General features: G+C 60.6%; 9 protein-coding genes. 7 read left to right on the forward strand and 2 right to left on the reverse strand.

Annotated elements, in window-relative coordinates; genetic code table 11:
* Nucleotide 1 precedes the first annotated feature (1 nt).
* The 6 genes from glnA to KDW95_RS18555 all read left to right on the forward strand — a co-directional run bounded on the left by glnA (nt 2) and on the right by KDW95_RS18555 (nt 6486).
* Nucleotides 2-1408, forward strand: a complete 1407-nt coding sequence (glnA, locus tag KDW95_RS18530; RefSeq protein ID WP_255853262.1) for a glutamate--ammonia ligase — start codon at nt 2-4, stop codon at nt 1406-1408.
* Between the two features lie 444 nt (nt 1409-1852).
* Nucleotides 1853-2938: a nitrogen regulation protein NR(II) gene (glnL, locus tag KDW95_RS18535; protein WP_255853263.1), complete on the forward strand. Its 1086-nt coding sequence runs from the start codon at nt 1853-1855 to the stop codon at nt 2936-2938.
* The gene (glnG, locus tag KDW95_RS18540) at nt 2922-4358 is read left to right on the forward strand and encodes a nitrogen regulation protein NR(I) (protein WP_255853264.1); all 1437 of its coding nucleotides are present in this window, start codon (nt 2922-2924) and stop codon (nt 4356-4358) included. Before glnL ends, glnG begins: the two co-directional genes overlap by 17 nt.
* Nucleotides 4359-4626: 268 nt before the next feature.
* Entirely contained in the window at nt 4627-5142 is a 516-nt protein-coding gene (locus tag KDW95_RS18545) for a hypothetical protein (RefSeq protein WP_255853265.1), read from the forward strand.
* Between the two features lie 156 nt (nt 5143-5298).
* Entirely contained in the window at nt 5299-5922 is a 624-nt protein-coding gene (locus KDW95_RS18550) for a DUF1294 domain-containing protein (RefSeq protein WP_255853266.1), read from the forward strand.
* A gap of 99 nt (nt 5923-6021) precedes the next feature.
* On the forward strand, nt 6022-6486 hold the full coding sequence (locus KDW95_RS18555) for a tRNA (cytidine(34)-2'-O)-methyltransferase (RefSeq protein ID WP_255853267.1): 465 nt from the start codon (nt 6022-6024) through the stop codon (nt 6484-6486).
* Between the two features lie 275 nt (nt 6487-6761).
* Here KDW95_RS18555 and KDW95_RS18560 read toward each other — a convergent pair whose 3' ends face one another.
* Both KDW95_RS18560 and KDW95_RS18565 read right to left on the reverse strand, forming a co-directional pair.
* Nucleotides 6762-7163: an H-NS histone family protein gene (locus tag KDW95_RS18560; protein WP_255853268.1), complete on the reverse strand. Its 402-nt coding sequence runs from the start codon at nt 7161-7163 to the stop codon at nt 6762-6764.
* Nucleotides 7164-7544: 381 nt separating this feature from the next.
* Nucleotides 7545-8252, reverse strand: a complete 708-nt coding sequence (locus KDW95_RS18565; RefSeq protein WP_255853269.1) for a mobilization protein MobD — start codon at nt 8250-8252, stop codon at nt 7545-7547.
* 884 nt (nt 8253-9136) lie between these two features.
* On the opposite strand from KDW95_RS18565, the gene KDW95_RS18570 reads away from it, so the two are divergent.
* Entirely contained in the window at nt 9137-12649 is a 3513-nt protein-coding gene (locus KDW95_RS18570; protein WP_255853270.1) for an indolepyruvate ferredoxin oxidoreductase family protein, read from the forward strand.
* Nucleotides 12650-12657: the final 8 nt, after the last annotated feature.

Genomic DNA, 12657 nt, shown 5'->3' on the forward strand with positions numbered 1-12657 from the left:
AATGTCAGAGAATACTCTGAATCTGATTAAAGAAAGCGAAGCTCGCTGGATTGATATGCGCTTTACCGATTTCAAGGGTAAAGAGCAGCATCTCACCATTCCGGTTTCGGACATGGGTGACGAATTCTTCGAAGACGGCAAGATGTTCGATGGTTCCTCCATCGCAGGCTGGAAGGGAATCAACGAATCCGACATGATCCTGATGCCGGACGACAGCGCTTCCGTGCTGGACCCCTTTGCTGAAGATGCCACTGTTATCGTGCGTTGCAACATCGTTGAGCCGATGACTGGCCAGGGTTACGACCGTGACCCGCGTTCTGTTGCCAACCGCGCAGAAGAGTTCCTGAAGTCTACCGGCATTGCCGACAGCTGCATGCTCGGCCCGGAGCCGGAATTCTTCGTATTCGATTCTGTTGAATGGCACGCCGGTATCGGTGGCTGTGGTTACAGCATCGGTTCTGAAGAAGCGGCCTGGTCTTCCGACAAGCAGTTTGAAGGCCGCAACACCGGCCACCGTCCGCGCGTCAAGGGCGGCTACTTCCCGGTTCCGCCGATCGATTCCCTGCACGACCTGCGCGCCGCCATGTGCGATGCCATGGAAGCCATGGGCCTGACCATCGAAGTCCACCACCACGAAGTTGCCACCGCTGGCCAGTGTGAAATCGGTGTGCGCGGCAACAGCCTGGTTAAAAAGGCGGACGAAGTTCAGATTCTGAAGTACTGCGTGCACAACGTTGCGCACAGCTACGGCAAGACAGCGACCTTCATGCCCAAGCCGCTGGTTGGCGATAACGGTTCCGGCATGCACGTTCACCTGTCCATGAGCAAGGATGGCGTTAACATCTTCGCCGGCGACGGCTACGGTGGTCTGAGCGAAACCGCACTGTATTACATCGGCGGTATCGTCAAGCACGCCAAGGCGCTGAACGCCCTGTGCAACCCGTCCACCAACTCCTACAAGCGTCTGGTACCGGGCTTTGAAGCACCGGTTATGCTGGCGTACTCCGCCCGCAACCGTTCCGCGTCGCTGCGTATTCCCTACACCACCAGCCCGAAAGGCCGTCGTGTAGAAGCGCGCTTCCCGGACCCTGCTGCCAACCCCTACCTGTGCTTCGCGGCACTGCTGATGGCGGGCATCGACGGTATCCAGAACAAGATCCACCCCGGCGACCCTGCCGACAAGGATCTGTACGACCTGCCGCCGGAAGAAGCGAAAGAGATCCCGACTGTTGCCGAGAGCCTCGATGAAGCGCTGCTGGCACTGGAAGCGGATCGCGAGTTCCTGACCAAGGGCGGTGTCTTCTCCGACGACATGCTGGATGCCTACATCCGCCTGAAGCGTGAAGAACTGGCGCGCGTCAACATGACGACTCACCCGGTAGAATTCGACCTATACTACTCCGTATAAGCCGCTTTACCGGGTCAGTGCCGCTGCGGCGGCATTGACCCGACGGCGTGTAAAAAACCTCCTGCGGGAGGTTTTTTTGTGCCTGCTGTTTAGCGTCGCACGGCTTACGGCTTACTATTTTCTTGCCCCTTGCCCCTTGCCCCTTGCCCCTTGCCCCTTGCCCCTTGTTTTCTTGCGCTGTCGCTTCAGTGTGCGGGTCCCGTTTTATTGTGGAGCGTCATTGTGGGGCGTCGCTGCAAGACGCCTGGCTGTTGTGGTGCGACTGCCCGTTGCGTGACCGGGTATGCACCACAATGGTGCAACCTGGCGCCGGGGGTTAAACTGTAGTTGGGCACAGGGCTGCCCTGATATGGCGCCGGCTAAGGCATTTCGTCTGTTTTAGCGCTATCAGCAAGTTGGCGCTGATCTTGCTACTACTAATTCAGTCCAGAAACAGAGTCCACTATGTTCAGGTCATCCCAGCACAAGCAGATACTCGACAATCTCAGCAAGGCCGTGATCATGCTCGACGGTTCCCTGTGCATCATGTACATGAACCCGGCGGCCGAGATGCTGTTCGAGGCGACCATGCGCCGGCTCAAGGGCATGTCGGCGAACGAGTGGCTGGCGGCGAGCCCGGCGGAATTCAAGGTGCTGCAGGACTCGCTGGCCTCCGGGCACCCGTACACCAAGCGCGAGGCGCGCATGGTGACCATGAGTGGCCGGGAGCTGACCGTGGACTACAGCGTGAACACCATTCCCCAGTCCGGCGGAAGCCGTACCCTGCTGGTGGAAGTGGAAGCGCGGGACCGGTTGATGCGCATCGAGCGCGAGGAAGAGCTGCTGGCCCGCCACGCGGCGGCACGCAACCTGGTGCGAGGTCTGGCCCACGAGATCAAGAATCCGCTGGGCGGGATTCGCGGTGCTGCGCAGCTGCTGGAGCGTGAACTCAACGACGCCGACCTGCACGAATATACTCGGGTCATCATTGAGGAAGCGGACCGGCTACGCAACCTGGTGGATCGCCTGCTGGGGCCGCGCAAGCTGCCGCAGCTGTCGGATGTGAATATTCATGCGATTCTCGAGCGGGTGTGCAGCCTGGTGAATGCCGAGTGTGGCGGCTGGCTGACCATACAGCGTGATTACGACCCGAGCATTCCTGAATTTACCGGTGATTCGGAACAGCTGATTCAGGCCGTGCTGAACATCGTGCGCAATGGCATGCAGGCACTGCAGCGCGCCGGCACACCGACGCCCACCCTGCAGCTGCGCACCCGGGCCATGCGTCAGGTCACCCTGGGCACCGAGCGTCATCGGCTGGTGTGCTGTGTGATGATCAGCGACAACGGCCCGGGCATTCCCACCGAAATATTCAACAATATCTTTTACCCGATGGTGACCGGACATGCCGATGGTACGGGGCTGGGGCTGTCCATTGCCCAGTCGATCATCAATCAGCACCAGGGGCTGATCGAGTGCGTGACCGAGCCTGGTGAAACCCAATTCAAACTCTTTATACCGCTGGAGCTACACCATGAGAATCTCAGGTAACGTCTGGATTGTGGACGATGACCGGTCGATCCGCTGGGTGCTGGAAAAGGCGCTGGATCAGGCCGGGCTTGAGACCCAGTCGTTCGATAATGCCGACGATGTGCTGCGTCGCCTGGCCCGCGAGTGCCCCGATGCGATCATCAGTGATATTCGCATGCCCGGCACCGATGGCCTGGCCATGCTCGACAAGGTGCAGGAGACACACCCGGAAGTGCCGATCATCATCATGACCGCACATTCGGATCTGGAAAGCGCCGTGGCGTCCTACCAGGGTGGTGCCTTTGAGTACCTGCCCAAGCCCTTTGATGTCGATGATGCCGTCGCGCTGGCACGCCGAGCCCTGGCCCATGCACGGGAGCAACAGCAGCAGAATGCGGCGGCGGAGCCGGTCGCGATACGGGCGACCGAAATTATTGGCGAAGCGCCGGCCATGCAGGAGGTCTTTCGTGCGATCGGCCGGCTGTCGCAGTCCAATATCACGGTGCTTATCAATGGCGAGTCCGGTACCGGCAAGGAACTGGTTGCCCATGCGCTGCACAAGCACAGCCCGCGGGCCAGCCAGTCTTTTATTCCGCTGAACATGGCGGCGATTCCCAAGGACCTGATCGAGTCCGAACTCTTCGGGCATGAAAAGGGCGCCTTTACCGGCGCGGCCGCTGCCCGTCGCGGGCGTTTCGAGCAGGCAGACGGCGGCACCCTGTTTCTGGATGAGATCGGTGACATGCCGGCGGACACCCAGACCCGGCTGCTGCGTGTCCTGGCCGAGGGCGAGTTCTACCGCGTGGGCGGGCACACTCCGGTGCAGGTGGATGTGCGCATTATCGCCGCCACCCACCAGAACCTCGAGAAGCTGGTGGCCGACGGGCGCTTTCGCGAGGACCTGTTTCACCGCCTCAACGTGATTCGCATCCATATACCCAAGCTGTCGGAACGGCGTGAAGACATTCCTCGCCTGGCGCAGCACTTCCTGGCCAGCTCGGCCAAGGAACTGAGTGTCGAGCCCAAGGTGCTGAAAGCCGATACCGAGAAGTTCATGAGCCACCTGGCCTGGCAGGGCAACGTGCGCCAGCTGGAGAATACCTGCCGATGGCTCACGGTCATGGCCTCGGGGCGCGAAGTATTGATCGAGGACCTGCCGCCGGAACTGCTGGAGCAGCAGGATCAGGGCACCACGGTCAGCTCCAACTGGGAGCAGGCGCTGCGCCTGTGGACCGACCAGCAGCTGGGTTGCGGTCGCCAGGGCATTCTGGAGGAAGCGGTGCCGGCGTTTGAGCGCATCATGATTGAGACCGCGCTCAAGCATACCGCCGGCCGCCGGCGTGATGCCGCACTCCTGCTGGGCTGGGGCCGCAATACCCTGACCCGCAAGATCAAGGAACTGGGGATGGACAGCGACAACGATACGGAAGAGGACGAGTAACCAGGCCGGCGGGCAACCTGCAGGACAGGCACATTGCCCGCATTGGCGTTATGAGTACAGCCGCTGCATAGCGCCCGCTTACATGCAGACTTTTCACTGTGCAGCCTGCTTGCGCAGGCGCAGTATCGTTAACGGATGGTAGCGCCTGGCGGACCATTGCAGGGATACTGCACCACACCCGCCTGCCTTCTGGCGCCGGTGACAACGCTTCCTGTCCCATATCCGTGGCGCTGCCTTGATGCACAGTCTTGGCTGCGGGAGCTCAGGGATGAAGCAGGAAACACCGATTATTCAACAGCTGGCGCCCACTCTGGCGGCGGCACTCAACGGCCCCTTCGCCGCCGTCGCGCAGCGTTACATCAGGGATCACCTGGCACCGGACAGTCACGCTGCGGGCACGAGCCCGGAGGATGCAATTCGCACATTGCTCGGTGATGCCGGCAACCTATCGGCACTGAAGGCGCTGGATCAGCCGTTCCGGCTGGAGATGCAACAGCTCGGCGTGGACGTCTTTGCGCTGGAGCAGGCGGCGGCCGCCGAACGCGCCCCCCGGGTGTCGCCCCGGGCAAGTCCCCAGATCATCATCAGCGTGCTGTTCCTGATCGCCTATTTCTCCATGCTCGGAGCGATCTTTGCCGTGGAAATCAGTGACGACATGAACATGCAAACCGGAGACAACTCCCTGATGGACCAGCTGCAGATCCTGTTTGGCGTACTGACAGCCGGTGTCGTGCAGATCTTGAGTTACTGGTTTGGCGGCGTACTGGGAAAAAAGACAGCCTGAGTCGTAATGGCGCCTGTCGTTTCAGTTCCGCTCCGATTCCTGTGGTGCAGCTGCAAGCGATAACTGTGCCGTATTATCGCCTGGCGGATGCGATGTGACGGGACGGGCCTGACTCAGGCTAGAATGGGGGCCATCCAGATTTCAGGAGCAATCGCCATGCGCCATCAGGGACGAATCACCCGCTGGAAGGACGATCAGGGCTTTGGCTTTATCACGCCAGACGGTGGCGGTGAGCCGGTATTCGTGCATATAAAGTCGTTTGCCAGCCGTCGCTTGCGTCCTTCGGAACAGGATGTTGTGACCTATACGCTGGGAGCCGGCGAGCGTGGCCCCCAGGCGCTTAAGGTCAGTTATCCTGGAGAGCGCCGGCCAGCCAGCAGGCCCCGGCGTGCGGGCGGCAACGGCACAGCGGGACTGCTGTTTGCCGGCGTATTCCTGGGCTTTATTGCCGTCGCCGTGATGCTGGGCAAGCTGCCATTAGGGGTGGCCGGTCTTTACGGCCTGGCCAGTCTGCTGACCTGGCTGGTGTACTGGAAGGACAAGTGCGCCGCGCAAAAAGAGGCGCGGCGCACCCCGGAAAAAACGCTGCATCTGCTGGCGCTGATCGGTGGCTGGCCCGGCGCCATGGCGGCGCAACAGATCCTGCGGCACAAGTCGATCAAGGGTTCCTTCCGCTTCGTATTCTGGCTGACCGTTATCGCCAACTGCGCTGTGCTCGGCTGGCTGTTGTCCCCCGGTGGTGCTGCGGTTCTCGGCCTGATAGCTGCCCTGGGCCGCTGAGGTTCTTCCAGTGTCGCCAGGCCCTGGATGCCCGGACCCCGGTTAAAACGGTGGGGCCATGTATAATGGCCGCCTTCTTTTGGCAAAGGTGGCGACTAGATGTTTCATATCGCGCTTTACGAACCCCGGGTGCCGCCCAATACCGGCAATATCATTCGGCTGGCGGCCAATAATGGCTGCACGTTGCACCTGATTGAGCCTTTGGGCTTTGATCTTGATGAAAAGAAACTGCGTCGCGCCGGGCTGGATTACCATGATCTGGCACTGTTGCACCGGTATGAAAACTACGCGGCCTTTAGCGTTGCCATGCAGGGGCGGCGAATTCTGGCCTGCACGACCAAGGGAACTCAGGCGCATGACAGGGTTGAATACCAGCCTGGCGATGTACTGCTGTTTGGTTCTGAAACCAGCGGGTTGCCGGATGCGGTGATGCAAGGCATTGCACCGCAGAATCGCTTGCGTATTCCCATGATGCCCAATAACCGCTCGCTGAACTTGTCCAACGCGGTGGCGATTATCAGCTATGAGGCCTGGCGTCAGCAGGGTTTCGCTGGTGGGGCTTGAGCCATGAATAAGTGCGGACGCTGTTGCCGCTATTTAAGGCTTGCGCTGGCGAACGGGTAAACTGTGCGCAGAGGCACCTTGATAACCATGAACCCCATGCGGATATTATCGGCTGCTGCCTTTATTCGCTTTTGTACTGGGTTCTTCGGGAGTGGCCGGTGGGCGGGAAGGGCGCTGTTTTCGGTATGCCTTATACAAAAAAGCGCTGATCCCGGGGGATACAGCGCTTTTTACTAACCTGCCCAAAGCCCGAATTAACGGACTTTAGTGCCTGATCACTTCTGGATCAGGAAGTCTTCTTTCTTGGCGCCTTTTTCAAAACGCTCCAGGAAGACACGCGGGGTACGGCCACGGCCGGACCACTCGTGCGGCTTGCCATCGGTATCGATCAGGCGATACTTGGCCGGTACAGACGCTTTCTTGGTCGCAGTGGCGCCACCAGCGGAGAGGTCGTCGGCAGACAGACCGAGCTCGGCCATCTGAGCCTGGATTTTTTTAACCGCTTCCAGACGAGCTGCATCAGCGGCGGCGCGTTCTTCTTCTGCAGCAACCTTTTCGTCGCGGATTTCCTGAAGATCGGCCAGAACCTTCTCCAGTTCTGCAACGGAAATATCAGTTACGGCTTTGCGCAAGGAGTTTTTGCGCAGCAGTGTCGAAGTGAACTCGTTTTCGCTCATTTAATAGCCACCTGTGTCATGTTGAGAACGTGCTGGATTTTACAGAATAAATTTATATTAGCAAATTAAATGCAGAGGTAAAGTTTAACAGCCTCATTATAACGGGAGTGGTTCGAATAGCTTATTGGGCAGGCTCAGGATTTAGTGCAGCGCTGTCAATCCTGCCGGTGTCGATATTTAAGCCGGTGCCGATTTCCTGGTGGGGGTTTCCGGATACGGATACTGCGAAGGTGGGGAACTTAAGGCGCTATTCGCTTGTCAGTCATCCCTGGTTTTATGTGCTTGGCGTGGTTGCTGGTGCAGGTTATAGCAGGGACTCAATAGCCGGAGCTCCGAGAATAGGGGCCTTGGATTATCAAAGGCCCCGAGGCGCTGGCGCTGTTAATAGGCCAGGCCGGTAAAGAGGTCATCAAACAGGGAATAGGTTTTTTTAAGCCAAACCCGGGTACGCTGGCGCTCCATCAGGCTCAGGTGCTCCAGGTTTTTATCCTTGATGTTTTCAGCCCCCCAGAAGCTGAAACTCAGTTCGTCGATCTTGCGCATGGTTTCCCGGTGCAGGGCAGGCAGGGCGGCATGCTGGGCCTTGCCGCCGGCCGTGCCCGCAGCACTGTGCAGCACGGCGTCGATAGCGGCGAAATTGGTGCCGCGGCCTTCGTTCTTGATAATGGCGATATTCAGACGGTTGCCATACTTGGCCATAAAGGTTTCCAGCAGCGCGACCGAGTCCAGGCCATCGTCCACCAGGTACCAGTACAGCAACGGAATCTGCAGCTCGGCACACATGTCCAGCACGCCGTTCTGATCGATCCAGCGGTCCAGAAAACGCTCGCTCTGGGCCGGCAGGTCAATCAGTATCTGTTCGTCGTTTTCCAGCGCCAGTTCCATGATCTGGTCGGTACTTTCGAACGAGTCCAGGTTAATGGGGCGGGTAAACTCGGGATAAAAGCGGCTCAGGGTGGCGTGGGACTGATCGGCATCCAGCCCGAGATAGGGCATGGACCTGTCCAGGAAGTACTGCGACAGCAGGCGAGCGAGTACCGATTTTCCTACGCCGCCCTTTTCTCCGCCAATAAAGTGGATGGTGCTCATCAATAAGGTTCCTTGTGAAGGTCACAATTCAATACAGGGTTATACACCGTCGGCATCATCTGCACTGCCCTCGGGTCGCCTGGGCAGTCTGCTGCGGCACCACAGACCGGGCACGGGCGGGAGTCGACAGGCACTGGACTGGTGCAGGCCGGTGTCTGGATCGCGATCCCGCCGAACTCGATACTGCACCAAGTTCTCCCGCGGCGCTATCCGCGTGCAGGCTACCGTTACCCGAATGTTGGCAGCGTTACCCGGCGACGGCTCTCCACTGTCGTATGCATCAACCGTACCGGTCCGTTCAGCGAGGGACGCACGTCATGGCATGTAAACGGATTTAAATGAGGTAATTTCAATCTTAAGAGCGGGATTGCTGCGCTGGCCCGGCGTGAAGCCTGTCTAACCGGCTGTTCTGTAGCCTGTTTCCGGAAAGCGCGGTTTCGTTGTGGATTAAAGTTTTTCAGCCTTGCGCGCCGCCGCGAGCACTCTGCGCAGAATTCGCTCCGACTTCAGGTTGACGCGCACGTAAAGCCTTACTAGTATGTCCCGACTTCGCTCCCCACAAGGAAGCGATGCTGGAAATCGCAAAAAGCCGGCCAGGAACAGTGCAGCCGGACAATAACAACAAGATTTGTCTCCTTGGCCGCGATCCGGCGAGGGACGAGGACTCAGCATGATTATCTGGCAACACCTGCTCAAGGCGCGCCGTTGTGCGCATCTCTCCACCGGCGGCCCAGCCCGCATATCTGCTTCACCATCACTGACTTTTGGCGCAGCGCCACGGTTCTGATTCCGTTGCTCCGGCATTTCCTTTTCGGCAGTTGATCGTCTGTGACACCGGCCCCGCCATTGCGGGCGCAGGTTGCTGCAGGCCAGGGTGAATCTGTATGACTCAAGCTATCAGTCTCAGTGACAAATGGGAGCTGGACGCAGGCCGCGTTTATCTCACCGGCAGCCAGGCGCTGGCGCGCCTGCCCATGCTGCAGGCGCAGCGGGACCAGGCCGAGGGCCTTAATACCGCGGGCTTTATTTCCGGCTATCGCGGCTCGCCGCTGGGCAATTTCGACAAGACCCTGTGGGAGGCCAGGGATTACCTGGCCAAACACCGCATTCATTTCCAGCCCGGTATCAATGAGGATCTTGGCGCTACAGCTGTCTGGGGTTCGCAGCAGGTAAACCTGTTCCAGGGGGCCAAATACGATGGTGTCTTCGGCCTCTGGTATGGAAAGGGGCCGGGTGTTGACCGTACCGGCGACGTGCTCAAGCATGCCAATGCCGCGGGCAGCTCCCGCTTCGGTGGCGTACTGGCAGTGGCCGGTGATGACCATGCCTGCAAATCCTCCACCCTGCCGCACCAGAGCGACTATGCCTTCAGCGATGCGATGATGCCGGTGCTGCATCCCAGCGGCATCCAGGAAATGCTGGATTACGGCCTCTATGGCTGGGCGATGTCCCGCTTCAGCGGCTGCTGGGTGGGCTTCAAGGCGCTGGCTGAGGTGCTGGATTCCTCCATCTCTGCGGACCTGGACCCGCACCGCGTGCAGATTAACCTGCCGCAGGACTTTGCGCTGCCAGAGGGTGGCCTCAACGCCCGCTGGCCCGACAAGCCGTTGCAGCAGGAAGAGCGGCTGCACCATTACAAGCTCGATGCCGCCAGGGCGTTTTGCCGTGCCAACCGCCTGGACCGGGTGATTTTCTCTACCAGCGATGCGCGCTTTGGCATCATTACCACCGGCAAGTCCTACCTGGATGTGGTCCAGGCGCTGACGGACCTGGGCCTGGGTGAAGCCGAGTGCGCTGCCATCGGCCTGCGTCTGTACAAGGTGGCCATGCCCTGGCCGCTGGAGCCCGAGGGCGTGCGCGAGTTTGCCGCCGGCCTTGAAGAAGTGCTGGTAGTGGAAGAAAAACGCGGCCTGATCGAAGAGCAGTTGAAAGAGCAGCTCTACGGCACGGACAAGGCGCCGCGCATCATCGGAAAGCGGGATGAAAAGGGCGCAGAGCTGCTGCCCTCTATTGCCGAACTGACGCCGGCCATGGTGGCCCGGGTTATCGCCGCGCGCATTCAGAATCGTTACAGCAGCGAACGCCTGAGCGAGCGGCTGAGCTTTTTAAGTGGCAAGGAAGCGAGCCTGGCCGAGCCGCGGGAACTGCTTGAGCGCACGCCGCATTTCTGTTCCGGCTGTCCGCACAATACGTCCACCGTGGTGCCGGACGGCAGCCGTGCGCTGGGCGGTATCGGCTGTCACTACATGGCCACCTGGATGGACCGTGAAACCGATACCTTTACCCAGATGGGCGGAGAGGGGGCCACCTGGATCGGCCAGTCGCCCTTCACCCACGAAAAACATGTCTTCCAGAACTTGGGTGATGGCACCTACTTTCACTCCGGCCTGCTGGCTATTCGCGCCGCCATCGCCTCGGGTGCCAACATTACCTACAAGGTGTTGTACAACGATGCCGTGGCCATGACCGGCGGCCAGCCGGTGGACGGCATGCTCACGGTGCAGCAGATCAGCCATCAGCTCTACGGCGAGGGGGTGCGCCGCATCGCCGTGGTCAGCGATGATATCGGCAAGTACCCGTCGCGGGCCGACTTTGCCGACCGCACGACCTTCCACCCACGGGAGGACCTGGATGCGGTGCAGCGCGAAATGCGCGAGATTGAAGGCTGTTCGGTGATGATCTACGACCAGACTTGCGCCGCCGAGAAGCGTCGGCGTCGCAAGCGCGGCACCCTGGTTGATCCGGACAAGCGGGTGCTGATCAACCCGGCGGTCTGTGAAGGCTGCGGTGACTGCGGCGTGCAGTCCAACTGCCTGTCGGTGCTGCCGCTGGAAACCGAACGGGGGCGCAAGCGCACCATCGACCAGTCGGCCTGCAACAAGGATTTCAGCTGCGTGCGTGGCTTCTGTCCCAGCTTTGTGACCGTCAAGGGCGGTACCCTGCGAAAGCCCGCCGGTATCGGCACCGAGGTGGCTTTCCCGGAACTGCCTGAGCCGGTGTTTGCCGGCGAGCACAGTCCCTACGGTATCCTGCTGACGGGCGTGGGCGGCACAGGTGTGGTGACCGTCAGCGCACTGCTGGGCATGGCGGCCCATATCGAGGGCAAGGGCGTGGCGGTGCTGGACCAGGCGGGCCTGGCGCAGAAGTTCGGCGCCGTGGTGAGCCATGTGCGTATTGCCCCCTCGCAGCAGGATATCCAGGCGGTGCGGATTCCGGCGGGGGAGGCGGATCTGATGATCGCCTTCGACCTGATGGTGGGCGCGAGCCTCGATGCCCTGGCCAAGCTCGACAGCCGCTTTTCCCGCGCGGTGGTCAATACCCAGAAAGCCATGCCGGCGGCCTTTACCCGCGAGCCTGATCTGCAGTTCCCGGGTGATGCCATGGAGCGCAGCATCCGTGAATCCTGCCACCCGCACGGCAGTTTCTTCCTCGATGCCTCGGCGCTGGCACTGGCGCTGATGGGGGATGGCATGGCGGTGAACCTGTTCACCCTGGGCTTTGCCTGGCAGCAGGGTCTGTTGCCGCTCAAGGCCGAGTCCATCGAGAAGGCCATCGAACTCAATGGCGCGGCAGTGAGCAAAAACAGGCAGGCGTTCCTGTGGGGCCGCCGTGCCGCCCATGACCTGGCGCGGGTGCAGGAACTGGCCCATCCCACGGCGGTGCCGCTGAAAATCATCGAAACCCCGGAGCAGCTGATCGAACGGGAAAAAGCCCATCTGCGTGACTACCAGAACGCGGCGCTGGCAAAGCGCTATGAAACGCAGCTGCATCGTGTTGAGGCACGCATTGGCGAGGTGGCCGGCAAGGATGCTGCGCTGCTCAAAGCCGTGGCCCAGAGCTATGCCAGGCTGCTGGCCTACAAGGACGAATACGAAGTCGCCCGGCTGTACAGCGATGGCAGTTTCCGCAAGCTGCTGGCCGAGCAGTTCGAAGGCGAGGTGGAGCTGGAATTCAACCTGGCGCCGCCGCTGCTGGATGGCCGTTTTCTCGGCACGCTCTTTGGCAAGGGCACAGCCAATGGTCGCCCGCGCAAGCGCCGCTTTGGCCCCTGGATGGAATCCGCCTTCGGGCTGCTGGCCCGGGCCCGGGTACTGCGTGGCACGCTGCTGGACCCGTTTGGCTACAGCGCCGACCGGCGCCTGGAGCGGGCGCTGATCCGCGAGTTTGAGGCCGATATCGATGCCATTGTGCAGCATCTGAGCCGCGACAACCTGGCCACCGCAAGGGCGCTCGCCAGTCTATCCCAGCAGGTAAGGGGCTACGGCCCGGTGAAAGAGGCCGCCTGGGAAAAGGTGCAGCCAGAGCGTGAGCGCCTGCGTGCGCTGCTGTGCGCCCCGGCGCGCGCCCAGACCGCAGAACCCCGGATTATCGATGCCGCTAGCGGCGCCGCCGTTTAATCTTTTGT

Source organism: Marinobacterium rhizophilum (assembly GCF_024397915.1).
Taxonomy (GTDB): domain Bacteria; phylum Pseudomonadota; class Gammaproteobacteria; order Pseudomonadales; family Balneatricaceae; genus Marinobacterium_A; species Marinobacterium_A rhizophilum_A.

What these genes read in the sequence shown, in the direction of transcription:
- glnA (WP_255853262.1), top strand. Translation starts at nt 2, where the DNA reads ATGTCAGAGAATACTCTGAATCTGATTAAAGAAAGCGAAGCTCGCTGG.
- glnL (WP_255853263.1), top strand. Translation starts at nt 1,853, where the DNA reads ATGTTCAGGTCATCCCAGCACAAGCAGATACTCGACAATCTCAGCAAG.
- glnG (WP_255853264.1), top strand. Translation starts at nt 2,922, where the DNA reads ATGAGAATCTCAGGTAACGTCTGGATTGTGGACGATGACCGGTCGATC.
- KDW95_RS18545 (WP_255853265.1), top strand. Translation starts at nt 4,627, where the DNA reads ATGAAGCAGGAAACACCGATTATTCAACAGCTGGCGCCCACTCTGGCG.
- KDW95_RS18550 (WP_255853266.1), top strand. Translation starts at nt 5,299, where the DNA reads ATGCGCCATCAGGGACGAATCACCCGCTGGAAGGACGATCAGGGCTTT.
- KDW95_RS18555 (WP_255853267.1), top strand. Translation starts at nt 6,022, where the DNA reads ATGTTTCATATCGCGCTTTACGAACCCCGGGTGCCGCCCAATACCGGC.
- KDW95_RS18560 (WP_255853268.1), bottom strand. Translation starts at nt 7,163, where the DNA reads ATGAGCGAAAACGAGTTCACTTCGACACTGCTGCGCAAAAACTCCTTG.
- KDW95_RS18565 (WP_255853269.1), bottom strand. Translation starts at nt 8,252, where the DNA reads ATGAGCACCATCCACTTTATTGGCGGAGAAAAGGGCGGCGTAGGAAAA.
- KDW95_RS18570 (WP_255853270.1), top strand. Translation starts at nt 9,137, where the DNA reads ATGACTCAAGCTATCAGTCTCAGTGACAAATGGGAGCTGGACGCAGGC.